The sequence below is a fragment of the Gleimia hominis genome, from assembly GCF_032085515.1.
Classification (GTDB): domain Bacteria; phylum Actinomycetota; class Actinomycetes; order Actinomycetales; family Actinomycetaceae; genus Gleimia; species Gleimia hominis.
Window position 1 is genome coordinate 297,041 of the sequence record NZ_JASXSX010000001.1, and the last position, 22,747, is coordinate 319,787.

Annotated in this window: 23 protein-coding genes; 5 read left to right on the plus strand and 18 right to left on the minus strand. The window is 55.3% G+C overall.

What is annotated here, in order from left to right:
* The first annotated feature begins 16 nt into the window (after window positions 1-16).
* Together QS713_RS01320 and QS713_RS01325 are read left to right on the plus strand one after the other, a co-directional pair.
* Entirely contained in the window at window positions 17-307 is a 291-nt protein-coding gene (locus QS713_RS01320) for a metal-sensitive transcriptional regulator (RefSeq protein ID WP_446685022.1), read from the plus strand.
* 80 nt (window positions 308-387) lie between these two features.
* Window positions 388-1,308 (plus strand): cation diffusion facilitator family transporter, encoded by a 921-nt coding sequence (locus tag QS713_RS01325; protein WP_313271825.1) that lies wholly within the window; start codon window positions 388-390, stop codon window positions 1,306-1,308.
* Between the two features lie 85 nt (window positions 1,309-1,393).
* On the opposite strand, the gene QS713_RS01330 is transcribed toward QS713_RS01325, so the two are convergent.
* From QS713_RS01330 to QS713_RS01370, 9 genes are all read right to left on the minus strand, one after another.
* Window positions 1,394-2,371 (minus strand): helix-turn-helix transcriptional regulator, encoded by a 978-nt coding sequence (locus QS713_RS01330; RefSeq protein WP_313271827.1) that lies wholly within the window; start codon window positions 2,369-2,371, stop codon window positions 1,394-1,396.
* Between the two features lie 141 nt (window positions 2,372-2,512).
* Window positions 2,513-4,498, minus strand: coding sequence for an MFS transporter (locus QS713_RS01335; protein WP_313271828.1), 1,986 nt, complete (start codon window positions 4,496-4,498; stop codon window positions 2,513-2,515).
* A 73-nt stretch (window positions 4,499-4,571) separates the two neighbouring features.
* Window positions 4,572-5,240, minus strand: a complete 669-nt coding sequence (gene mobA, locus QS713_RS01340; protein WP_313271830.1) for a molybdenum cofactor guanylyltransferase — start codon at window positions 5,238-5,240, stop codon at window positions 4,572-4,574.
* Between the two features lie 197 nt (window positions 5,241-5,437).
* Window positions 5,438-6,043, minus strand: coding sequence for a hypothetical protein (locus tag QS713_RS01345; RefSeq protein ID WP_313271832.1), 606 nt, complete (start codon window positions 6,041-6,043; stop codon window positions 5,438-5,440).
* Complete coding sequence (locus QS713_RS01350; RefSeq protein WP_313271834.1) at window positions 6,043-6,621, minus strand: DUF6286 domain-containing protein; 579 nt, start codon at window positions 6,619-6,621, stop codon at window positions 6,043-6,045. Before QS713_RS01350 ends, QS713_RS01345 begins: the two co-directional genes overlap by 1 nt.
* Complete coding sequence (locus tag QS713_RS01355) at window positions 6,618-6,959, minus strand: hypothetical protein (protein ID WP_313271836.1); 342 nt, start codon at window positions 6,957-6,959, stop codon at window positions 6,618-6,620. The genes QS713_RS01350 and QS713_RS01355 overlap by 4 nt, the downstream gene beginning before the upstream one ends.
* A gap of 8 nt (window positions 6,960-6,967) precedes the next feature.
* Window positions 6,968-7,165: a DUF2273 domain-containing protein gene (locus QS713_RS01360; RefSeq protein WP_199171110.1), complete on the minus strand. Its 198-nt coding sequence runs from the start codon at window positions 7,163-7,165 to the stop codon at window positions 6,968-6,970.
* Complete coding sequence (locus tag QS713_RS01365) at window positions 7,162-7,683, minus strand: Asp23/Gls24 family envelope stress response protein (RefSeq protein WP_102216929.1); 522 nt, start codon at window positions 7,681-7,683, stop codon at window positions 7,162-7,164. Before QS713_RS01365 ends, QS713_RS01360 begins: the two co-directional genes overlap by 4 nt.
* A gap of 331 nt (window positions 7,684-8,014) precedes the next feature.
* Complete coding sequence (locus tag QS713_RS01370) at window positions 8,015-9,244, minus strand: pseudouridine synthase (RefSeq protein WP_313271839.1); 1,230 nt, start codon at window positions 9,242-9,244, stop codon at window positions 8,015-8,017.
* Between the two features lie 305 nt (window positions 9,245-9,549).
* On the opposite strand from QS713_RS01370, the gene QS713_RS01375 reads away from it, so the two are divergent.
* Both QS713_RS01375 and QS713_RS09095 read left to right on the plus strand, forming a co-directional pair.
* Window positions 9,550-11,082 (plus strand): amino acid permease, encoded by a 1,533-nt coding sequence (locus QS713_RS01375; protein WP_376779539.1) that lies wholly within the window; start codon window positions 9,550-9,552, stop codon window positions 11,080-11,082.
* 24 nt (window positions 11,083-11,106) lie between these two features.
* A complete protein-coding gene (locus QS713_RS09095; RefSeq protein ID WP_376779540.1) occupies window positions 11,107-11,412 on the plus strand; it encodes an ATP-binding cassette domain-containing protein in 306 nt (101 codons plus the stop codon).
* A gap of 78 nt (window positions 11,413-11,490) precedes the next feature.
* Here QS713_RS09095 and QS713_RS01380 read toward each other — a convergent pair whose 3' ends face one another.
* On the minus strand, window positions 11,491-11,961 hold the full coding sequence (locus QS713_RS01380) for a hypothetical protein (protein WP_313271841.1): 471 nt from the start codon (window positions 11,959-11,961) through the stop codon (window positions 11,491-11,493).
* Window positions 11,962-12,323: 362 nt separating this feature from the next.
* Here QS713_RS01380 and QS713_RS01385 point away from each other — a divergent pair, with 362 nt between their 5' ends.
* Window positions 12,324-13,859: a cation:proton antiporter gene (locus QS713_RS01385; RefSeq protein WP_313271843.1), complete on the plus strand. Its 1,536-nt coding sequence runs from the start codon at window positions 12,324-12,326 to the stop codon at window positions 13,857-13,859.
* Window positions 13,860-14,048: 189 nt separating this feature from the next.
* On the opposite strand, the gene QS713_RS01390 is transcribed toward QS713_RS01385, so the two are convergent.
* From QS713_RS01390 to QS713_RS01425, 8 genes are all read right to left on the minus strand, one after another.
* Entirely contained in the window at window positions 14,049-15,182 is a 1,134-nt protein-coding gene (locus QS713_RS01390) for a zinc-binding dehydrogenase (protein ID WP_313271844.1), read from the minus strand.
* A gap of 165 nt (window positions 15,183-15,347) precedes the next feature.
* Complete coding sequence (locus QS713_RS01395; protein ID WP_313271846.1) at window positions 15,348-16,358, minus strand: LacI family DNA-binding transcriptional regulator; 1,011 nt, start codon at window positions 16,356-16,358, stop codon at window positions 15,348-15,350.
* Between the two features lie 36 nt (window positions 16,359-16,394).
* Window positions 16,395-17,420 (minus strand): sugar phosphate isomerase/epimerase family protein, encoded by a 1,026-nt coding sequence (locus QS713_RS01400; RefSeq protein WP_313271848.1) that lies wholly within the window; start codon window positions 17,418-17,420, stop codon window positions 16,395-16,397.
* A gap of 39 nt (window positions 17,421-17,459) precedes the next feature.
* On the minus strand, window positions 17,460-18,641 hold the full coding sequence (locus QS713_RS01405; RefSeq protein WP_313271849.1) for a Gfo/Idh/MocA family protein: 1,182 nt from the start codon (window positions 18,639-18,641) through the stop codon (window positions 17,460-17,462).
* Window positions 18,642-19,019: 378 nt separating this feature from the next.
* On the minus strand, window positions 19,020-19,487 hold the full coding sequence (locus QS713_RS01410) for a hypothetical protein (RefSeq protein ID WP_313271851.1): 468 nt from the start codon (window positions 19,485-19,487) through the stop codon (window positions 19,020-19,022).
* Window positions 19,488-19,623: 136 nt separating this feature from the next.
* A complete protein-coding gene (locus tag QS713_RS01415) occupies window positions 19,624-20,685 on the minus strand; it encodes a LacI family DNA-binding transcriptional regulator (protein WP_313271852.1) in 1,062 nt (353 codons plus the stop codon).
* A gap of 10 nt (window positions 20,686-20,695) precedes the next feature.
* On the minus strand, window positions 20,696-21,562 hold the full coding sequence (locus tag QS713_RS01420; RefSeq protein ID WP_313273697.1) for a sugar phosphate isomerase/epimerase family protein: 867 nt from the start codon (window positions 21,560-21,562) through the stop codon (window positions 20,696-20,698).
* A gap of 153 nt (window positions 21,563-21,715) precedes the next feature.
* Window positions 21,716-22,741, minus strand: coding sequence for a Gfo/Idh/MocA family protein (locus tag QS713_RS01425; protein ID WP_313271854.1), 1,026 nt, complete (start codon window positions 22,739-22,741; stop codon window positions 21,716-21,718).
* Window positions 22,742-22,747 lie beyond the last annotated feature (6 nt).

Below are 22,747 nucleotides of genomic sequence, written 5' to 3' on the forward strand. Positions count from 1 at the left end.
GGTTTAGGGCAGGAGGATTTCGGTGGAGCACGGTTATACGAGTGATAAGCAAAAGTATTTGGCGCGCATGAAACGTATTGAGGGGCAGGCGCGAGGAATTCACCGGATGATCGATGAGGATGTGTATTGCATTGACGTGCTCACTCAAATCTCTGCGATGAAATCTGCGTTAGAGAACGTGGCGTTGCACTTGTTGGAAGACCACATGGATCATTGTGTGCGGCACGCTGCGCAGGCGGGTGGGCCGCAGGCCGATGAGAAACTTGCGGAAGCCATGCAGGCGATAACGCGCCTCGTGAAATCGTGAGAGGTTTGCAGAAGCCACAAAACCGTTTCAGTTTTTGAGATGATAATGCTTCTATTATGCTGCTGCGCAACCATTGTGCTATGTCTCATGACCATTCTCATTCACATGCGGGCGCTGCGGGGGTGCGGCCGCTAGCGATCGTTTTGACGCTCACCGCCACGGTATTCGCAGCGGAGCTGGTGGGCGCGTGGTGGACTAGTTCCCTGGCGTTAGCCGCGGACGCTGGGCACATGTTTGTCGATTCGATGGGCCTGGTGATCGCTCTCGCGGCTGCGGTTTTGTCGCGCCGGCCCCGCAGTGATAAGTACACGTGGGGTTTTGTGCGGGTTGAAGCGGTTTCTGCTGCGTTTCAGGCGGGTATCCTCATGGTTGTTTGCGTGTGGGTGGCGTACGAGGCCATCACCCGGTTTTTCGAACCTGCGCACGTGTTGGCGCCGCAGATGGCTGTTTTTGGGGTTGTTGGTTTGCTGGCGAACGTGGTGGGGTTAGCGATTTTACTGTCGCACCGGGATCAGAGTTTGAATTTGCAGGCTGCTTTTCTTGAGGTTCTAAATGACGCGTTAGGTTCGATTGCTGTATTGGTGGCAGCGGGGGTTATCTACTGGACTGGTTGGGCAGCTGCGGATCCGATTGCGTCGTTGATTATTGCGTGTCTGATGGGGCCGCGGGCTGCGCGGATGTTTGTGCGGGCGGTGAATGTGTTGCTTGAGAAAACTCCGGAGGGTTTGGATTTGCAGCAGGTGCGAGAACATATGATGCGCATTGAGCATGTGATTGATGTGCACGATATGCATGGGTCCACGGTTTCGACGGGGTTGGTGGCGCTCACTGCGCACGTGACGGTGGATCCGCGTTGCTATCGGGATGGTTGTGGGCCAGATGTGTTGCATAAACTGCAGGATTGTTTAGCGGAGCATTTTCCCGTTGCGGTGGAGCACTGCACGTTCCAGTTAGATACTCCTACACATCGGGATCATGAAACTCTGACGCACCACACTTAAGCAGCAAGTTTAGGATCTGTTGCCGTCCACCTGGGCAGTGGTTCCACTCTTGTAGATTCTTTCTTCTGGAGCGAAGTCGCTGCTTTCAGCAGGGTTTGGATGCACACTTGAATGCGGTGCTTTCAGCAGGGTTTGAATGCACACTTGAATGCGGTGCTTCCGGCAGGGATTGGACGCATACTGTGCACCGGCCGGGGCTGCTCATAGCTTGCAGGGTCACGGCGGCGCGGCCACGCGTGTTAATTTCCATGAGGCCTTCTAGAACTCCCTGGTGAATCGCACACACCAGCGGCATCTGGTTGCGCCCCTGTTTCCCACTGCCACTCGCGCTGCGTGCCGGCCCGATCTGCCCGCGGATCGGGCAGTGCCGAAGCTCGATCACACCGGGCTGCTGCCCCATTGTGGCTGCGTACCCTAGAGATGAGAGGAACATCCGCAGTTGAGTAACACACTGGTTTAAGTTCAGCTCGCTGCCCTCACCTGGCTGCGTGGATACGGAAGCATCCGCCCCGGTCTGGGCAGATTTCTTTCCTGAGCCGTCCGCTCCCCGAGTCTGCAAAGGCTTCTTTCCTGAGCCGTCCACTCCCCCAGTCTGCAAAGGCTTCTTAACGGAATCATCTACGTTGCGCTGTGTTGCCTCAAAGGTTGCGGCTGGTTCTGCTTTTGCAACTCGGTGTGCCCACCGGTGTCCCACGGATCGGGCGGCGGCGTACGGGTCTGTGCTCGTGTCCTGCAGGTAGTCGGCAACGGCAGCGCACATGGTGGCGAACTGCATTGCGAAACCATCTAGCGAGGCGGGAGCCACGGCCTCATACACCCAAGATGGACGGCCCCGACCCGTTGGATTTTGCCGTGATCGAACCACTAACCCGTTTTCAACTAGCGCGTTCAACGTGTCGCGCACTGAGTTCGGGTGCACGCCCTGAATCCTAGCGATCCGCGCTACGGTGAGTGGTTCCACCGCGTCGGACAGTGCGGTGAGGGTAGCGTTTTGCGCGGGGCTCAGCGCCGCCACATTCCCCAGGAGCTCCCCCAGGTCCCCTACCTGCGTTTTCTCTTCCACTGCCGTCTCTTCTCACGCCGCGTATCGAACGTTCTTGACCCCGTATTCCAGCTACTGTTATTCGAGCTACCGTTTCCGCACAGTCCCCACGGCACTTTTGCACCGTGGGGACGTTATGCGTTTCAGTATCTGATATCTAATTTACCGTTCATTACCAGAACCTGGCTCCTCAAACGGAGGTTGATCTGTACCATAATTACCCAGATCATTCTTCCCCTGAGGCGCTTGCTCGCCTTGCCACCCCTGCTTTCCTTGCGAGTTGTGCTCACCTTGCGGGCTCTGTTTCTCTTGAGGAGCTTGCGCACCTTGGGAAGTCTGCGTCCAGTGAGAAGCTTGCTCACCTTGCGAACCCTGAGGCGCTTGTGTTTGCCACGGTGCAGGTTTGTGTAGCGGGCGTGCGAAACGGTTTTTCACTGATTCAAACTTGCGTTGCAGCTCGTCCGTTCGGGGCAGCCCGGCTACCACTAGATCAGTTTCACTGAACGTGCGGAAGAACCGGCCGGTGGGCCTGGTGACTATGCGGGCAAACAGGTTCGAGACGAATGAGAAGTTCCGGATCAACCACGGCACTCCCCAGCTTTGCACTGCGAAAATAACTGCAGCGTAAATAGCGAGGATCAAAACCGCGGAGGTACTTAGCTTGAACGAGATCGCCCCAATATTCAGCAGCTCTGAGGCCAGTGTTGGCATACCATCCAGTACGAAGCTGAAGGTTAGTACCGCCAGGATGCCGCCCACTGCGAACACCGCGATGTCTGTTAGGTAGCTCTTCCATGATGTGTCGAAACCGCGTAGTCGCGTACGCACGTATATTGTGACTGCAATAAACACTAGGAGGACCACAATCAGAATCAGCGTCAACGTGGTCGATAAGCTCCAGATGCTGGCGTACTGCATATCCGCATCGGTTTTGGTAACAGCCGTTCCGAGTATTAACGCTGGCACTGCGAAAAGTAGGTTCACGAACAACAAGGGCGTAGCGGCGATGAGCGCAATGTACCTTTCGCCAGATTCGCCTGAAATTATTGCGCTGCCCAGAATCAACACGAACAGAATCACAATAACCACCAGCGAGCTCATGAGGTACGTGCCGACAGCGGGTTTGCAGTAACGCCATGCGCGCACCACCTTGTTTGGGCCGGGCGCGTCTTTCATTCCCGTCTTCGAACCCACGCGCATGACGGTGACTGCCGCGATAATCAGTAACCAAAACAGTGGGCGCCCGTAGTCGGGATGGAAAGTGGTAATGGAGCCTAGCGAGCTGCCAATCAGCTGCAAAATGGCGTATATCAAGTACGCACTGAGCCAGGTGGAAACAATAGCTGTTCCGACTTGCGCAGTTTTTTCAAGAGGATCGCGCGAAACCACGCGTCTTCCCACAGCTGCGGCGCAGAAGAACGCCACCACAGTGAAGGTAACTAGGAATACTTGCACGGTTGCGGTGGACTGCATGTTCGCGCCAAAACTTTCAAGCAGCCCAGTCGGGTCAATGTTGCTGGGCACCAGCTCGGCACCAAGTTTGCCACCAAACACGAAGTTGAGTAACAGAAGTGCGCCACCGAAGTAAGTGGACGCACTCGGAGGAGTATCACTAGCAAAACTAAACGCCATAAGCACAAGCAATAGCGCCAAGGGAGCTAACACAAGGGTCAGACCGATCAGCGTCCCGGCTTTGAAACTGCCACCCAGATCCGCGTTCTGCTTGTTCTGCGGCTGCTGCACCTGGAACCCTGCTTGTTGCCAAGGATTGTTTTGCTGTGCCGCATTCTGCTGCGCTTGCGCATTTGGTTCGGTGTTGTGTTGCGCTTCCGCGTTCGGTTCAGTGTTTTGCCGCTCTTCCGCTTTCGGCTTGGCCACCGGCGCAGGATCAGTTTCCGCATTCTGCGCACCGGCTTCCACTTGCTGAGCTTCATTTTTCACCTGGTCAGAGCGCGGTTCCATGTGCTCTCGACTGGTTTCGACCCGCTCATCTCTGGTTTCCGCGTGCGCAGGCCCAGTTTCTGCTCGCTGAGCGCTAGGTTCTGCGTGTTTTGGTCGGCTCGGTGGCGGTGGGGGTGGTGGGGCGGGTTCCGCATCCCGGTTCGATGCATTGTCGAAGGGGTGCTCTTGCGAATTCTCCTCAGTCATACTTCTACTCCACTTTCACGAAGACTCGGTTCAATCAGTATAAGGGCTCACCCAGAAGCAACCCTACCTAGCTTCAGCTCACTATTTCACCCGCATTTGCCACTGAATCGTTTCCGCCCAGCACTTTTCCGCTGCTTGAACACGTTTGAGCACGCTCGTAATCTTCCCACGTGTCAATATCCATTTGCGCGTCGTCGTCAAGCTCCAGCGTGCGCAGCCGCATGGGGGCAACAAACCGTTTTACAGATACGTTCCGCACTTGCCCCCCTCGTTTTTCAATTTCTTTCTTGAGGGACTGCGTGCGGTATGCCGCCAGTAGGTGCTGCGGAAAGTTACCGGTTCCTATGGCGCAAACACCATCTGCGGTACACGCGTGAAGGGCGTCAATTAAATGAGTTGCTAGTTGGGCGGAGAACGGGGCGTCGCACGTCGTTACAAATACGGCTTCGCAGTTATTTAGAGCCCCTAGCCCCACGGCGAGCCCGGCTAAGGGCCCTCCGTGCGGCGGGTTTTCTAGTACGCGTTGAACTCCTGGGGGTACGTCTACGTTTTCGGGGGCGATTACAGCAATGTTGGGGGCGGTGAACCCGGATTTGAGGAGCCCGTCGAGTACGTGGTCGAGAAGCCGTTTTTGCACGAGTTTCAGGTTTGGTTTTGACTGTCCTCCAAGGCGGCGGCCGGTTCCGCCGGCGAGTACGATCGCTCCCACTTGTGTACTGGACCATCCGGGGTGTTTCCGCATCGTGGCTCCGTTCGATGTTTAGGGCGTGCGTCAGCGGCAGATCCCTGTTGAGCGGCAGGTCCCTGTTGGGGTTCCGCACTTGTGTTTGCCCTAGCGTAAGTACGTGTTCAGAGGGCGCACCTATTGTAGATGCGCCCTCTGGTTTCACGCTATCCCACCTGGGTTCATCCAGGTGGGAAGTGCGTTTGGTTATTTGGTTACTGCACGCGTTCTGCGCTGCGTCCAAATGAACGCCAGTCGCTTTGGATGCGCACGCATATCGGTGGTTCGGTTCCGAGTACGGAATCGAGTTTTTGTATTGCTCGTGTCACGTCTGCACGCACCTGTTCGGGTGGCGCGCCTTTGTGGGTGGATACGCGCAGGAGGATCGAGTCGTCTCCTTTCACGTTGTAGGCTTGTGCGCCTACTCCCACAATCCACTGGTTGTCCTCCAGTTCGTGATGCACGATGTCGCGTACAAAACCGATGTTTGTGCGGGTGCGGCCCTCGGTGTTTTCCGACTGTTGCCGGCCGACGCGGCGGGATTTTCCGCCACCTTGACCGAAAATCGCAGTCAGCATGAGGATCACTATGATCACGGCGATAGCTACTGCGGCTACTCCTATCCAGGAGGTGTTCGCGTTGATTATCGTTTGTTCGTGAATGTTAGCGAGCCATTCAGTTGACGTTTGAATGGTGTCTTCCCATATTTTGAGGGCTTGGTCCATCGCAAACGTGAGGATCAGCGCAACGCTGATGGCGAGCATTATTAAACCAACGATTCCGAGGAATAGCCGGTTCAGTGTTCTGGGGTAGTGCCTCATTAGTTCGGTACCCTCCCTCGCTCGTTTATCCGCACGGTTGCGCTCACTTGTTCAGCGAATCCGAGTGATTCGATTTGTTTCTGGACTGCACTTTGAATCGCTTGCTTATCTACTGCTTGCCCGGAAGTGGGGGTTACGGTTACTTCCGCGTTGCGGGCGGAGAGTCGGGTGGTTACTTGCCCGGCTGGCAGCCCTGCCACTTCACGTGCGGTTTTCGATAGCGCGGAGGCGATTACCCTGTCGTCTACCACAAATGCTGTTCGCTGGTCATTTAACCCGTGCCAGTCGAGGCGTCCGGGTTTCAGAGCAACGATGATCAGGAAGAGCCCAACGAGCGCGGCGATAACAGCAACTGTGATGATCGCTGCTGGAGCGCCGTAACTACCTGGGTTCTTAATGGCCTGAGCCATTTGTGGTGGGGATGCGAGTAGTGGTTTTGTGTTCGCCATGTAGAGAATGGTTTCTACAGCTAACCAAGTTGCCAGCACCCCGACAATGAGGGCTACTACGCCTGTTAGTACTGCTCGTGGGGAGTGCGTTTCACGACGAATCATGTAGTTGACATGCCGGTTACTCATCGCACCCTCCTTTTCGGCTTGTTGTCCGCCCACACGCCGTTGATGTCGACGTTGATCGCACCCACCGCGTGGCCACCAGTGTGGTCCACCGCGGTTTTCATCCGGGTGCGGGCCGCGTCTACTACCTCAAAAATCGTGTTTGAACCAGCTGCGACATCGTCAACTTGATCGGCGCGGACGGGCGTTTGTATCTGCAGTCCCAGGCGAGAACCGTCGTCCACCAGGTTCACGGTGATTTGTGAGCTGGGGACGCGGAACTCTTTTTGAGCTGCAGCCAAAGCCACTGAGCGCAGTGCTTTCGTGCGGACAGTGGTGTGCCCTTTACTGGTCTTATTCACGCCGCCCCCTAATCGGACGTCGTTGATCGGTTACCCGCCAGCGAATCCGTAAGGTCGCGCACGTCAATGTCACCAGCTAGCACTTTACCTAGTAGTCCGCCCACTGCCATGAATACGACGGTGAGTAGGAAAGGCCAGAAACCCAGCACCACTGCGACGACCGCTAGGATGGCGCCGGCAAACATGCCTGCTTGAGTATGGTTCACTTTACGCGCTCACTTTTCTTTGGTTCGTCTTTTTTGTCGTCTTCTTCTTCGTCGTCCTTGTCGTCCAACTCGGGAATGTAGACGTCTGCAACTTCAATGTTTACTTCGGTAACTTCCAGGCCAGCGATGTCCTGGATCCCGTCGATGATGTGTTTGCGAACCTTGTCCGCCACTTCGTACACGGGGTACGGGTACTCAGTTACGATTGTGAGGTCAACAGCGGCCTGCTCTTCGCCTACCTCAACGGAGATGCCCTGCTTGATGTTCTCGTTTGCTCCCACGAGATCGCGGGCGGAACCGAGTGCGCGAGAGAACGCGCCACCTACGTCGTGCACACCCTCAATCTTGTGCACTGCCAAGCCAGCGATTTTTGCTACAACCTGATCAGCGATGGTGGTCTTACCATTCTTTTCCTGACCAATCTTTGGCGCTACCTCTTTGCCAGCCGGATCCTTCTTGGCAACGTCCTTAACTACCCCTCCGTTAGGGCCTGGTTTGACATCTTTTTTCTCAGACATTTTCACTCCGAATCTCAATGGTTTCCGAGGTAACACATTATGTGATACCCAGTACACTTTCAGCCTATCGCCTTTATTTAATAACTGCTACCCTAAGAGTCTTAACTTCGAGATTCTTGTGCTCTAAGCGGAAAACTTCCGCAAATAACGCCCCCGGCCGCCTTTTCTTCCAAATCTTCACCATCGCTCCCTGCGTGTACAAGAGCCATTTGGATTCAAAATACGGTCCTTATCTTCAGTGTTCCTCGTATTCAATGTTCTTCAGATTTAATGTTCTTCAGATTCAATTTTCTTCATATTCAAGAGGTTTGTTTCAAAAGACCGTTCCCTATTATCCAGTAATAATTACTTCCTTTTTGCCTGAGGGATCCGCGAACCCTAAAGCAATTGATCTAAGCGCTAGCCCAGGGCCGCGGTCGGGTTCTTCATCCGCATAAATTCGTTGCGAGGACCCGGGTTCCACTGGTTGCGAAGATCCGGGTTCAACCCCACCTCCTGAAGTGCAACCGCGAGCGCCAAGCCCGTAAAGTGGGTCGCCTCCTATCGGAGCTCCAAGAGCTGCGCAGTGCACGCGGATCTGATGGGTGCGTCCAGTTATTGGAATCGCTAGGTACTGCGCAAATTCTCCCGCCCCAATTTGATGGTTCGGCATTTGACCGTTCGACGCAGTCTCTTGCGAATTTACCCGATACGATGCAGTCCCCACTCCGGCCCCTCGCAACAACATAGCCCCCGTCTCAGCCGCGCGATACGATGCAGTACCCTTTGAACTCAGCTGCGGTAGTGGTGCGAAAAGTGTTGTAGCGTTACTCGCCCCAGTGCCTACCCGCATCCGCATGCGCTCTGGGTCGCGTTCAATGTGGCTCCGCACCTCCAGCCAATACGTGTCCACAGTCGAATTCGCCCAAAACTTCTTGAAAGCACCATCTTCGGTCAGGTCGCGCAACACGGGGTACTTCTGGTGAACCGATGCAGAATCAATTGCACGCACCAAAACATGCGGCGCTGAAAGATCGAACTCGGGGGCACGCAGCGCGTAAGCCTTAACCACTTGCCGGGTTTCAAACTGGCGTTGCAGCGCCGCCCGGGTAGAAGCCCGCGTTGAACACAGCACCAAACCAGAAGTCAACCTGTCTAACCGGTGGGCCGCCACAATCTGATCGTTGTGTTCTTGTCGGCGTAACGCCACAGTCAGTGACCTCGCAACGTAAGCGCCACGCGGCATCGTGGCGATACCCGCTGGCTTATCTGCCACCAGCCACCCATCACCGCGCGCAACAACCGGGATTTCAATGGGAGCACGCACTTCGTCAGCAATCGGGCGGTAAAGCCACACACCCCGGGCTAGCACAGCTGCTGGTGCAGTAGCTGGGATTGGCCGCCCCCAGCGGTCGACAGCCCAGCCGCCCTCAAAAATCTGATCTAACTGGGTGGGCGACAAGGTGGGGTAACGCTGCTCGAACCAATCGCGAACACTACCTTCCAGCGGAATCTGGTGAGCGCGCGGATGCCACACGCGTGTAGGGTATACCCCGCGGTACGCAGGTGGGGTGCGCGTCATGTCCCTACTTTCACTACTACTCGTATTGTTTCTCTCTCTAGTACTCGTATTGTTTCTCTAACACCCGCACGATTAACAGGTGGATCGCGGTGGGGTCCACACCACACATTAGCCGCAGATGCCACACCGACACATTAACGGCAGATTCCACACCGGCAGATTAATTGAACCGGCACAATCAATGAAATGCGGCGAAGTCAACACCCGCTCATTGATTAAAACAGGCGTGGTACTTTGCAAATCTTTAGTGTGCGGGATACTTTGACCCTATACCGATTTGATCGTTGAAGCCTGAGGAATTATGCATGTCTAAGCCAAGAAGCAGCACTGGCGCGCCGGGCGAAGAGAACCTTCACCGAAGCCTACGCGCTCGCCACCTGAACATGATCGCGATTGGTGGTGCGATTGGTACGGGCCTGCTAGTTGCATCCGGTGGGTCTATTTCAACAGCCGGGCCCGGAGGCGCGCTCGTAGCTTACGGTGGGATCGGCATAATGGTGTACCTGCTGATGCAGTCGCTTGGGGAAATGTCCACGTGGCTACCTACCTCGGGTTCGTTCGAAACGTGGGCAACCAGATGGGTGAGCCCCTCATTCGGTTTCGCGCAAGGTTGGAACTACTGGTTCAACTGGGCAATCACGGTGGCGGCCGAACTGGTAGCAGTTGCGATCGTCATGCGGTACTGGCTGCCGGGCGTGCCCGCTTGGGTGTGGTCAGCCATTTTTCTCGCGCTCCTATTTTTGGTGAACGCATTCACCGTAAAAGGATTTGGAGAAACCGAGTTCTGGTTCTCCTTAATTAAAGTGGTCACAGTTATTATTTTCTTAGCCCTGGGGGTCACCATGATTTTAGGGATCATTGGTGAAAGCCCAGGCTTTTCCAATTGGACCACGGGGGAAGCCCCGTTTGTTGGGGGTTTCTTCGGCACTTTCGGGATCTTCATTATCGCTGGCTTTTCTTTCCAGGGCACGGAGCTTCTGGCTGTTGCTGCTGGGGAGGCCGATGATCCTGAGAAAACAATTCCTCGGGCTGTGCGCGCCGTATTCTTCCGGATCACACTGTTTTACATCGGGGCGATCATAGTGATCGGTTTCTTACTTCCGTACACTGACCCCCACTTGTTGGCCTCCGACGTGGAGGATGTGGCAGTGTCACCATTTACCCTCATTTTTGAAAAGGCCGGTATTTTAGGGGCAGCAACCCTCATGAATGCCGTAATCTTAACCGCCATTCTTTCGGCTGGTAACTCCGGCATGTACGCATCTTCGCGGATGCTGTACTCGATGGCGGTTTCCGGTAAAGCACCCAAGATTTTCACGAGGGTGAACAGCCGTGGTATTCCCATGTACGCGTTGATAGCCACCACTGCGGTGGGTGGGTTCGCGTTCCTAACCTCGTTAATTGGTGATGGCGCCGCATATTTGTGGTTGGTGAGTGTTTCTGGTTTAGCTGGGTTCGTCACCTGGGCGGGCGTAGCTTGGTGTCACTACAAGTTCCGACGCGCGTTCTTAGCGCAAGGACACAAGTTGAGTGAACTACCATTTAGAGCGCGGTTCTACCCGGCGGGCCCAATCGTGGCGCTCGCCATGGTGCTAATTGTAATTATTGGGCAGAACCACGAACTGTTCCGCGGCACCGCGTCATTCACCTCCGTGCTGTCGACATACATTGGTTTGTTCGCATTTCTCGCACTGTGGGGCGGACACAAACTAGTGACCCGCAAACCGAAAGTACGTGCGCAAACAGCTGACCTCTCGCGAACAGACAAAACCTCAACCGACGTCGTTTCTAACGCAGCAGACTCAAATGGTGCTACGCCGAAGGGACCCCAACAATAGGGACTGCATGAGAGGATAAGTGTTATGCAACCCCCATGCATAACGATCGAGAAGCTTCAGCAAGGATACGGTCGAACCACCGTACTTGAAGGAATCTCCACCGAACTTTCATGTGGAACGATTGCACTGCTCGGAAAAAATGGCGCTGGGAAAACAACGCTCCTACGAACACTCGCCGGCCAACTAAAACCTCAAGCCGGCCGCATCCTACTAAATGGAGCTGATGTTTACAGTAACAAATACGCAACCAGAACCAGTCGTATCGGTTATCTTCCCCAACGCATGAGCTACGACCCACACCTACAGGTCTCTCAGTTCTGGAATACGTAACTCAGCACCGACCTGCCGGTTTTGGAATACGTAACTCAATACTGATCTCCCCATTCTGAAACACCTGCCTCAACCGCTTTACGCAGGTTTCGCAACTGGTTTCAATAAACTTGGCGTTACTTCACTTTCCACCACAACCGATAGTTGCTTACGGGCACGCTTCGCACTGGCAACCAAACCTGCGATTGCCGCGTCCCCAAGTTCACTCGGACTCACTGCCACATTCTGCAAGCCTAAGAAACTCATCGCCCGCATCGCCTGCTTCACCGTGCGCGCACGCACTCCCCACGCACCAATCAGCCCATCAGCAACCAGTGCGTTAAGTGTCGCTATCAGCCGCGCATCCACCAGCTCATCCGCGTTGCACCCAGGTAGATAAACCATGTCCGGCGCCCGCCCCAGCTCCTCATAAATCGCCAGCACAGCAACCTCTAGCTGCTGCGGATCCAGATCATAAACTCCAAGCACAGGATGCGTCAGTTCCCCAACCGTAACCGCGACCGGTTCTGCAACCATATTTCTTTGCACGCCCACGTATGCCACCGACATTTACCCTCCTTAAAAAGCTGAATCCAGCAGGCCACTATTTGCAACCAAGTTGCTCTAACAAGCAACCAACACTACCGACACATTACCATCTTTACTAGTTTTTTAGGTTTTTTGACCGACACGCAATCAGAGAATGTACGCAACTAGAAGATATGCGCAAGTAACTAGAAGATATGCACAAGTAAAGAATGCGAGCAAGTAGAGGATGTGAGTTGCGAACGGATGTGCGCGAGTAGAGGATGTGAGCAACTGCAACAAGCAAATCTAGCGCGACAAGTGATCCCACCATCGCTGGTGACCTATCATTTAGACAGATTCACCAGCTTCAACCCTGCACCGCAGAGGTGCAGTAAGGCACGTTTATGACCACTCTCGTTGCTCTAGCCATGCTCATGTTAGCCACGGTACTAGTTGTAACCATCGGGGATCGCCTGGGGTTACCTTGGCCAATATTGCTCATCTTCCTAGCAATCGGCGGGCTAGCGATTCCAAACGTATCAGCACTCTACGTGCCAGCAGACCTTATGCTGCCCATATTCCTCCCACCCCTACTGTGGGCCCTGGCGCGCAAAATGACGTGGGGCGCAATCAAAACTCAACTGTCGACAATCGCGTCGCTGTCAATCGCCCTAGTGTTCGTCACAATCGGCGTGCTCACCGGGTTAACACTATGGCTCCTCCCGGTGGTGGGTGTGGCCGGAGCAATTGTACTTGCAGCAGCGCTAGCGCCACCCGACCCTGTGGCAGTCGATGCCATAGCAGTCTCCGCTGGGATTCCAAGACGCATCACCTCAACCCTATCCACCGAAGGACTCTTTAACGACGCCGCATCGATCGTGACATTCAACCTAGGGTTAAACGCACTCCTCGCAGGCTCCGAACTTTCTTTCGCAAACGGGGCTAAAAGCTTCGTGTGGGCCGTAGTGGCGGCAGTGGCACTTGGGCTAGCAGTGGGGCGAGCAGCAGCGTGGTTCAGCGATCACGTCAGCAACGTCACAGCCCGCAACGCTTTGACCTGGGTTTTACCTTTTGCGGTATACGCTTTTGCCGAACACATTGAGGCGAGCGGTGTTATCGCAGTGGTTATAGTTGCGATTGAACTGACTTCCAGAGCCACCCTAAGTGCAGAAGATCGCCTGTCGGGAGCCGCGTTTTGGGACACAATCGAAATGCTATTCACAGGCGTGGCATTCGGGTTAATCGGCCTCTCCGTTAGCGCCGCAATAGACGAAATCGGCACCGAGCTGTGGCACGCCGCTTTAGTTGGGCTGGTACTGGGAGTCGCAGTAATTATCGTGCGCTTTATATGGATGCTTATTGCGGCAAAAATTAATCAGCGGCGCGAACGCTCGTTCGTAGCCCCACTAGACATACAAGAAGTGCTAGTGATGACGTGGGGTGGGATGCGCGGCCTAGTCACCTTGGCGTTAGCCCTGTCTATTCCCGCGAGCGCCTCTGGGACGCTTCACCACGAGGCCTCAGTGATATCTTTAGTGTTCCTCGTAGTCACCATGGTTATCCCCGGGTTGACCCTCCCCTCCCTCATGCGGACTCTTAATCTAAACGACACCTCCCAGCCCATTGACGACCTGCAAAAACGTGCCCGGAAAGCCGCTGCGAACTACATTTTCGAAAAACAGGGTCGGCCCACCGCAAGATCACGCCGGGAAGCTCGGGAACAGTTGAAGAACCGTTTTGCACGCTATGAGGAAAACCAGGAACGCAGTAAAGAAGATCGAAAACAAATGATGCGTGAATCCAAAGAGCTACGGCTTGGCGCACTTAAAGCCGCGCAAGACGAACTGCTGCGCGCCCGCAACGAACCCGGAATTGAACCAGGGGCAATCGCCGAGATCCTAGATGACCTCGACCACATGATCCTCGCAACCAGAAACTAGCTGCGCGCGCCATCCTAAATAATGTGCAGCGCGCCCACGCTCAGTTCTCTTAAGTAACTCACCTACGCGGGCGAATTAGAGCCCGAGCTGACGGGGGCGAGTTAGAACCCGAGCTGTGGGCGCGCGGTATGTAAGCGCACCTGCTGGCGGCGCATATGTTCAAAGCCCAACCGCCAGTACGTGCCGCTGTTACAACGACATATCCACTACGGCGCGGCCAAGAATCTTGCCTTCACGCAGCTTCTGGTACCCCTCATTCGCCTGTTCTAGCGAGTAGTGAGTGGTGACAATCGACTTGTAATCAATATCTCCCTGCGCCGCCAACTTCACTACCTGCGGCAAATCCTTCCGCGTGCGCGCACCGTAATTACCGACAATGGATTGCGACCGGCGGACCGTACGGTTAATCTCCACATCCGCGGTCTGCACCCCCGCCCCCAAACCAATCGGAACCATCTTTCCGCCATCGCGCAACGAATCTAACGCAGACTTCCAAGTAGCGGGCGCGCCCAGTGCCTCAAACGCAATATCAACGCCCACACCATCGGTAGCAGCGAACACGGCTTCGCGCACATCCTGCTTAGCAGAGTTCACAACGTGAGTGGCACCAAGCTTCTTCGCGGCCTCCAGCTTCTCGTCATCAATATCAATCGCAACGATCTTGTCGGCACCAATCGCCTTACAGATTTGAATAATATTCGACCCCACACCGCCCGTGGCAGCCACCGCAACCGTGTCCCCATAACGCACGTCCCCACCGTTACGCACCGCACCGAACGCGGTCAACGCTGCACACCCAAGGATCGCGCCCGCAACCGGATCCACGTTATCGGCAACCGGTGCCACCGACGTAGATGGAATCACCGCGTACTCGGCTAAACCACCCATCGAATACATCGCGATCTCTTCGCCATCCAGGCTCTGCAGCCGAGTCTTCCCGTCATACAACTTGCCTTTAAGCCGGTTGAGGTCAAAGAAAGTTGAACACAGATCATCCCGGCCCTGCGCACAGAACTCACACTGCCCGCACGGCATCAAGAACGCGCCAGCAACTTTCTGCCCCACTTTAAGGCCCGTGTGTTCATTTCCGGGCCCCAGTTCAACAATCTCGCCCGCCACTTCGTGGCCCAGCACGCACGGCAAAGGAAACTCAATCGAACCAGAGATAACGTGCAGGTCAGAATGGCACATGCCGCACGCTGAGACCTTAATTAGCACTTCTGCGTTCTTGGGGTGCGGAGTTTTGATCTCTTCTACCTCCAAGCCCTTGTCGTAATCGCGAAGCACCGCAGCTTTCATCGTTTCCGGTATTTGTACTGACATAACAACTCCTTTGAAGTTAATGCGTTCAGTTCTTCATTTTGCCACTTGAGGCGAATCCCGCTTTGCCGCAAGTAGATTACAGTCCCAGCATAGCCACAAATAGCAACCATCGCTAGGGCTTTGTACTTACATTTACTAGTTGGGTTTCGGGAGTGACCGCGGTCCTTACTCTCCGCAGCGACGCGGATTTGAGGATTCGCGCGGCATTAACCGCGGTTCCAAAACAATATCACGCTGCGGCGCATCCGGATTATCGAGCCGTTCCATCAGCACCGACACACTCGCTTCCGCTAACCCCTCAAGCTGCTGATCCACAGAAGTGAGCGAAAGTTCCGGCATGTACGCAAGGCGCGTGTTATCAAACCCAGTAACCCCCACGTGGGCGCCCGGCAGCAGACCCCGGTTGTGAATCGCCATCAGCAGTTCCACCGCCAGCAAATCGTTGTGACAAACAATGCCGGTATCTGCCCCGAACTCATCGAGCACTTCGCGGGCCGCGACATCCGCGCGGTCGTCCACAATAATCACCGTGATGTCATCGCGCCGGCCCCGCTGCTCCATCGCTGCGCGGTAACCATAAATGCGCTCATACGTCGTATCGCCCTTAATGTTGCGAAACGGGCCGAGGAACACCACATCGCGATACCCCTGGTCCAACAGGTGCAGCGCGCAGCTGCGGGCACCCTCAAAATCATTCGTATGCACCAAGTCCACGTTCTGCGGCGCCACATTATTCGACACTAAACAAACCGACATCTCATCGGCTGCCCGCTGCAGCACCCCTTGGTCAATCAGCGGGGAAATCAACGCCAAGCCATCGACCCGCAGTTCCACAAACCGGTCAATCGCTTCCTGCTCCCGGTTAGGCTCCGACAAACTCACGTTCACCAACGCGGTTAAACCACGCCGCGCGCACGCACGCGTAAACGCCTCCGCGAACTCACCGTAAAACGAGTTTTCAAAACTGGGCACCAGCAGGCCCAAATTATTCGTCGTTTTAGAAGCCAAAGACTGGGCTGCCGCATTCGGACGGTAGCCCAGCTCTTCGATTGCTTGCAAAACCGCTGTGCGGCGCTGGGGGGAGACCCGTTTGTCCCCACGCACCACCAGCGAAACGAGTTGACGCGAAACCCCCGCGGCTTTCGCCACATCCGCTTGCGTCACCCGTCGAACCATACCCCCTAGTTTAGCGGGTAGCTGGTTACCCGGCCGTCACAGTTTGCGGTTCGCCGCCAAGAGCGTATCCGCCCCGATCTTCAACCCTTCCAGCGGGCCGTAAGCCTTGTCCTCATGCTCAATATTCACATTCATATCCGGGTTGATCGCCACAATTTCACGCAGGAACGCCGCCCACCAGTCCACGTCGTGCTGGGTACCCGCGTGGTTGCGGCCCAACCCGAGCGCTACGAAACGCCACGCCGGATCCTGTGGCCACACCGAACACCACGATGCCGGCCCCGTGGGGTACTTCTGTTCATCCGGCGCGCTTTCGGGAACGTAACCGAACTCGGCGTCGAGCACCCCTTTCACCTGCACTCCCGGTTCAATCGCCGTGTCTTTGGCGTGCACGTGGAAAATGTGTTCGCCCAAATACTTGGTGGCCTGCACAATGTCTAGCCCCTGCCACATCAGATGGGAGGGGTCCATGTTTACACCGACGTTTTTTGCGTCAATATCTTCGGCAAAGTTTAAGAATCCATTGGGGTTGAACACGAGGTTGTGCGGGTGCAGTTCGAGCGCCAGTTTTACACCGGCGTCTTGCGCGCGCTGGTCCATTTCTTTCCAAAACGGGATTGCGACGCTGCGCTGGTATTCTTTGATTTCCATGTACACGTTATCCCAGGGGTTCACCACCCAGTTTGGGTATTTCGCGCTCTCATCGGACCCCGGTAGGCCAGACATGCACACGATTTCTTCTACCCCCATTAGGCCCGCTAGTTTGATTGCTGCCTTGAGGTCGTTCGCATGCTTTTGCCCCGTCCCCTTGTAAGGCGACAGCGGGTTACCGGACGTGTTGAATCCCGCCAGTTTCATCCCTTTTTCTTCGAATACGCCCAGGTATTCTTCGCGGGCAGTCTGGCTAGCGAGCAGGGATTCCACAGGTGCGTGCGGGGAAGGAATAAAACCTCCCACATTCACTTCCGCCCCGTTTAATCCCATTCTCTTGAGGGTATCCAGTGCCTGCCCCAACGTCTGGTTAGATAAGCAAGCGGTGTAAGCTCCAAGCGTTAACGCCATTGTGTTCTCCTCTTTCAAATTATTTGATTTCTACGCTGGTTATATGATTTCTACGCTGGCGCCACCGTCTGCAGCTGAGCGTGCGATTGCCTGCTGGATCCGCATAGACCGGTACCCGTGTGCGAACGACGGCAACTTCGGCAAACCATCATCAATGCCAAGCACCTGTTGGATGAACGCGTGCGCCTGAATGGTGAACTGATCTATTTGCGTAAACCCAACCCCCGCGAATGCCATGGAGGAACCGTCTTTGAAGTACGGGAACTCGGGGTTCACCAGTACGCGCCGCTGACCCCTTAAATGTTCTGGTCCAGATTGGTCATCTACCGTAATCTCCCCTGCGCGCGCCATGTCGAAACCCGCGGTTGCTTGCGTTCCTATTACGTTGAACATGAGGGCGTTGGGGTACCCGAAAGCCACGCGTGAGCATGAGAACGTGCCGCTCACACCGGTTTCAAACTCGGCGGTAAAGGTGGCGACGTCGTCGTTAGTGACCGCACTCATCTTTGCGGGCCCGTCTACTGAAACGCCGCGGCCACCAGCAACCACCCCGTCCATTTGTGGCCGCTCGTTAATTACTGTGGTTAGCCGCGCCCCGGAAACTGAGCGGATTGGCCCCATCACGTATTCCGCAGTGTCGATTAGGTGACTGCCCACATCACCGAGTGCACCCGACCCCATTGGCCCCGTGTACCGCCAGGCAATCGGTGTTTTTGGGTCTGCCCCGTAGTCGCACCAGTACCGGGCGTCGAAGTGATTGATAGTGCCGAAATCCCCGTTTTTAACCATGCGGGCAATCTGTGAGATACCGGGGTTACGCCTGTAGGTGTAACCCAGTCCGGTAACCACGTCTGCTTCCGCTTCTAGCTGCGCCATTGCTTTCGCATCTTCAAGCGTGTCCGTGAGGGGTTTTTCGCACAACACGTGTTTACCAGCCTCTATGAGAGCCTGCGCCATCTGCCGGTGCAGTTTGTTAGCAACCACGATGGAAACGATATCGATACTGGGGTCTTCCACTATGTCTCGCCAGTTATCAGTGGCGTGTTCGAACCCGTAGTCTTTCGCTGCGGACTGTGCGAATGGTTTGTACGCATCGGCAATCGTAGCGAGGCGCACGTGCGGGAAAGGCGCGTGGTAGATCGTAGCTGCTTGCCGCCAAGCATTCGCGTGTGTGCGGCCCGCCATGCCCGCTCCAATCACGGCTACAGAGAGTTGCTGCATCTTTGGTTCCCCCTCAGGTTAATACTCAACATCCTTGTCGTACCCAACGCGCGCAAGCCGGTTCTAAACCCGAAAAAGGCTCTCACTAAAAGCTACTGCGATTCTTTTAACGCGCGTTAAGGTTGCTTCTAGTTAACCACACGCCATTTGTCCTGTCAATAGATTTTTCGTGGAGCATGTGGGTGCTGTGAACAACACGCCTGTGGCCACCTAGCTTTACAGCTGGGTGGCCACAGGTCCTATTTTTGACTACCTCGTCTCTACGTTCTAACTTTTACGCCCTTAAGCGCTGGCTACTCACCACGTCGTCTATTCGCCACGTCGCCTGCTCACTCACGTCACCTACTCACCATGTCGGCTGTTCACCGCGTCGTCTACTCACCACGTCGGCTGTTCACCGCGTCGGCGCAGTAAGTGCCACGCGGACACCCCCGCGCCTACGAGCCCCAGCGTTAACACTGAAGTGATGCTTACGGTTACCCCATGGAAGAATCCAGTAGCGATATCCGGCACCTGCGTGATCATTTTGAATGCCCCCACGTATCCCACCATCACTCCAGCAAGGATTAACACCGCTACAAAAAACAGGAGATTAACGGCCCAACGCGCAGAAAAGGCGGAATTAAAATATCCCACGACTGCGCTGATAACAATCAGCAGCATCGCCACTGCTGCAATCTTGGGAATCACCCACAATGGTGTCCCCTCCACTTCATTCGGATGAGTCCAAAAGTACCAAACCAAAAAACTACCCAAAACTACCTCGACGAGCGGTGCAACCCAGTTCAAGCCCGAAAACACTGGCTCCACCCGCGCACCTCTAAAACGCGAAAACTCTTTGAACATCTTCGTTCCCCCCCCATGTGCGATACAGTTCTGCTAAGCCAATAAAATAAACCGTGCGTGCTAAGTTAATTATGCTGAAATAGCGCCTAAGAAACTAGAGTGCACAACTTCTGTTATTAACCTGTTACGATCTGCTCTACTGCGCTTTTGTGGAAGCACGCACCACTAGTTGGGGTTCCAGTGTGACGTCCCGCCCTGCCTCGTGCGTATCCTCCAACAGTTCAAACACAGCTTCCGCCATCCGCACCGGAGTCTGATCTATCGAGGTTATTCCGCGCTCACCACGATTAGCGTAGAACGTATTGTCGTAAGACAAAACCGCAGCCTCAACCCCCAAACGCAGCCCCAAGGACCGCACTGCTGAAACTGCCTCAACCCCAATCTGGTCGTTATACGCAATAATCCCCGGTCTTTTATTCGCAACAGAACGCTCTGACGGGTGCGCGCCACCGCCTAGCACAGTCGAACTTGCAGTTGCGCGGCCCTCATTCAACGACAAAACCTTCGCCGCATCGAGCACACTACGAACCTCGTCATACGGATTATCCGTAGGACACACGCGGAGTGCGGCGCCACTAGCTTTCGCAGCCTTCACCAGCTCCTCAGACCGGAGCCGCATCGCCCCATCCGTCGCTTCACCCGCCGGACACAACACGACCAGCTCACCAAAGCCCTGCTCCAATAAATGATCGACTGCTAAACGCGCAGCCACACCCTCATCAATATGAACAGCGCTAACCCGAGCACCATAACTACTGGCCCCCACCAAACAAGCCGGCGTATTCCCAACCACATCCGCCAACTGCGCAGCAGAAAGCATGGGCGAAACCGCAATCACCCCACCTACCCGTAAAGAACAAAACGAACGCAACACCTGCTTTTCGCGCTCAACCTGCGAATTCCCAGTGGCAGTAAACGCCACCACACCCCGCCCATCAGCCACCTGCTGAATCGCAGACACCACCGACTCAAAAAACGGGTTACGTAAATTGGGCAGCAAAATCCCCACCATAGAAGATCTGCGGGCCGCCAACATCGCCGCGCCCAAATTACGCGAATAACCCAAGCGGTGCGCAACCTCAAGAATCCGCTGCTTCGTCCCCTGCGCAACATTCGCAGAATCCGACAAAGCCAAAGAGACGAGGCCGCGCGAAACCCCCGCTTCGCGCGCCACGTCCGCCTGCGTAACCTGATTCATACGCCCAAGTCTACGCGGAAAACTCCTTCTCTAACCTCTCGCGCATCCGCACATTCGCCTCATCCGCTTTCTCAATCCAACCAAACATGCAGACCGTGAGGACCCCATCGAACTTCATGTCCCGCAGCGTAGCGAACAACTCGTCCCACGGTACCTCCCCGTCCCCAATTTCGTTGTGCTGATGTACACGCGCATCCACACCCGGCGGGTTAATGATGTAGCGGTTGCCATCGTTAATCTTGTGGTTATAAACATCCGCCACGTGCACCGCTTTTAACTTAGGCCCGGCGTAGCGCAGCATCCGCTCCACATCCCCCGCCCCGTCCGACAGGTGGAACGTGTGCGGGCAGCAATACTCGTAATTCACCCAATCCAAGTTCATGCCCCGCACAATCTCCACCGCCGGGTCGTTCAGTTCCACAAAGTCGTACGGGTGGGCTTCCATGTTCAGTTCAATCCCGTACTTCTCGAACGTCGGCACCAGCTCGAACATCGACTTGTACCACTGGTGCTCACACTGACGCGGCGTATTCGGGTCACCAGAAAACTCCGACGTAATGGTGCGCACATCCAACTGGTCAGCGATCTCTAACAGCCGCTTCCAGTTCCGCACCTGTGCCTGCCGCTCCTGCTCATCCACCGCCGACCAGTTGAACACCGGGTTCAGCGTCCGGATCTTCACTCCCGTGTCCTTAACCGCCTGGTTCAACTCGGCAATATACCTGTCGTCGGCCTTTGGATAGTGGTGCCAAAAGTGAAAATCGCGCCGCGGTGACAGCTCCACATACTCGTATCCCAGCTGCGCTGCCTTATGGATCGTTTCAGGCGCCGACATGTTTAGGTAGTACATGTTTGGATCTAGTGCAATATCAACCATCATGTCCTCTTCGTCCAATAGTTTTGTAGTTCTTTTTGGTGAGGGCGCCACCGTCGGCACCCTCACCAACACCAACCATAATGTTCTTACATATGAGTGTAGCGCATAATTCTAACGCGCGTTAAGCCAGGGACTACCAGCCCGCAATCGGCACTATTTGTACAACTCAGGTTTATCAATCATCTGCACATCCACCAGCGGCCCACCACCGGTTTCCGCCGCCTTAGAAGCGGACTCTAATGCCGCTTCCACCACCACCGTGGCAGCATACCCATCCCACGCGGTGGAACCCGTGTGACGATCCGCTTTGACGGCATTGATCCACTGCCCAACCTCACGGTTAAAAGCAGCGTGAAAACGATCAATATGCGAACTACAGATAGCATTGCGGTTCCCAGCGCGGTCGCGGATAAAAATCTGTTCCTGATCCCCCAGGCGCGCTGTGCCCTTTTCCATCACCAACTCGCATTCAATGGAGTAGCCGAAGTCGATATTCACATTGACTTCATCATCGATGCGCACGCCCGATTCGGTGTACATGACCAACACAATCGGGTCAACCAAGTGCTCATAACGGTTGGAGGTTAACCGCGGCCGATCCACGCGCACCGACGTGATTTCTTCATCCAACAGCCACCGCATCGTGTCGATTTCGTGGATCGCAGTGTCGTCAATCGCGTTGCGCGACGTGTAGTTTTCGGGCACCGACGGGTTCCGGTGTCGGTTGTGAACCAGGGTTGCATACCCGTGCTCCCCGGCTTTAAGCACCTGTTTCATCTGCTGGTACCCGGCGTCAAACCGCCGCATGAACCCAACGGTAACGAGCTTTTTACCCATCTTTTGCTCTGCCGCTAATATCGCTTCACAATCGGCGATCGTGGTGGCGAGCGGCTTTTCGCACAAGACGTATTTGCCAGCCTCAATGCAACGGATTACGTCCGGTTTATGAACCTTCCCGAACGTCGCGATGAGCACCGCGTCCACATCGTCGGACTCAATCAACTCCCTGCCCGAAGTGAACACTCGCGCGCCCAAAGGTTCGGCCACCGTCCGCGCGGCATCCACGTTCAGGTCCGCCACCGCACTGATCCGCCCTCCGGCCAATTCATTTTCTATACGTTCTACGTGTGCGCGGCCCATACCTCCCGCGCCAATCAAACCAATTCTGAGCTCAGCCATGACGCC

Bases quoted from the DNA above. Each gene is read 5' to 3' on its own strand.
- QS713_RS01325 (WP_313271825.1), top strand. From the start codon at position 388: ATGTCTCATGACCATTCTCATTCACATGCGGGCGCTGCGGGGGTGCGG.
- QS713_RS01335 (WP_313271828.1), bottom strand. From the start codon at position 4,498: ATGACTGAGGAGAATTCGCAAGAGCACCCCTTCGACAATGCATCGAAC.
- mobA (WP_313271830.1), bottom strand. From the start codon at position 5,240: ATGCGGAAACACCCCGGATGGTCCAGTACACAAGTGGGAGCGATCGTA.
- QS713_RS01345 (WP_313271832.1), bottom strand. From the start codon at position 6,043: ATGAGGCACTACCCCAGAACACTGAACCGGCTATTCCTCGGAATCGTT.
- QS713_RS01350 (WP_313271834.1), bottom strand. From the start codon at position 6,621: ATGAGTAACCGGCATGTCAACTACATGATTCGTCGTGAAACGCACTCC.
- QS713_RS01365 (WP_102216929.1), bottom strand. From the start codon at position 7,683: ATGTCTGAGAAAAAAGATGTCAAACCAGGCCCTAACGGAGGGGTAGTT.
- QS713_RS01370 (WP_313271839.1), bottom strand. From the start codon at position 9,244: ATGACGCGCACCCCACCTGCGTACCGCGGGGTATACCCTACACGCGTG.
- QS713_RS01375 (WP_376779539.1), top strand. From the start codon at position 9,550: ATGTCTAAGCCAAGAAGCAGCACTGGCGCGCCGGGCGAAGAGAACCTT.
- QS713_RS09095 (WP_376779540.1), top strand. From the start codon at position 11,107: ATGCAACCCCCATGCATAACGATCGAGAAGCTTCAGCAAGGATACGGT.
- QS713_RS01380 (WP_313271841.1), bottom strand. From the start codon at position 11,961: ATGTCGGTGGCATACGTGGGCGTGCAAAGAAATATGGTTGCAGAACCG.
- QS713_RS01385 (WP_313271843.1), top strand. From the start codon at position 12,324: ATGACCACTCTCGTTGCTCTAGCCATGCTCATGTTAGCCACGGTACTA.
- QS713_RS01390 (WP_313271844.1), bottom strand. From the start codon at position 15,182: ATGTCAGTACAAATACCGGAAACGATGAAAGCTGCGGTGCTTCGCGAT.
- QS713_RS01395 (WP_313271846.1), bottom strand. From the start codon at position 16,358: ATGGTTCGACGGGTGACGCAAGCGGATGTGGCGAAAGCCGCGGGGGTT.
- QS713_RS01400 (WP_313271848.1), bottom strand. From the start codon at position 17,420: ATGGCGTTAACGCTTGGAGCTTACACCGCTTGCTTATCTAACCAGACG.
- QS713_RS01405 (WP_313271849.1), bottom strand. From the start codon at position 18,641: ATGCAGCAACTCTCTGTAGCCGTGATTGGAGCGGGCATGGCGGGCCGC.
- QS713_RS01410 (WP_313271851.1), bottom strand. From the start codon at position 19,487: ATGTTCAAAGAGTTTTCGCGTTTTAGAGGTGCGCGGGTGGAGCCAGTG.
- QS713_RS01415 (WP_313271852.1), bottom strand. From the start codon at position 20,685: ATGAATCAGGTTACGCAGGCGGACGTGGCGCGCGAAGCGGGGGTTTCG.
- QS713_RS01420 (WP_313273697.1), bottom strand. From the start codon at position 21,562: ATGGTTGATATTGCACTAGATCCAAACATGTACTACCTAAACATGTCG.
- QS713_RS01425 (WP_313271854.1), bottom strand. From the start codon at position 22,741: ATGGCTGAGCTCAGAATTGGTTTGATTGGCGCGGGAGGTATGGGCCGC.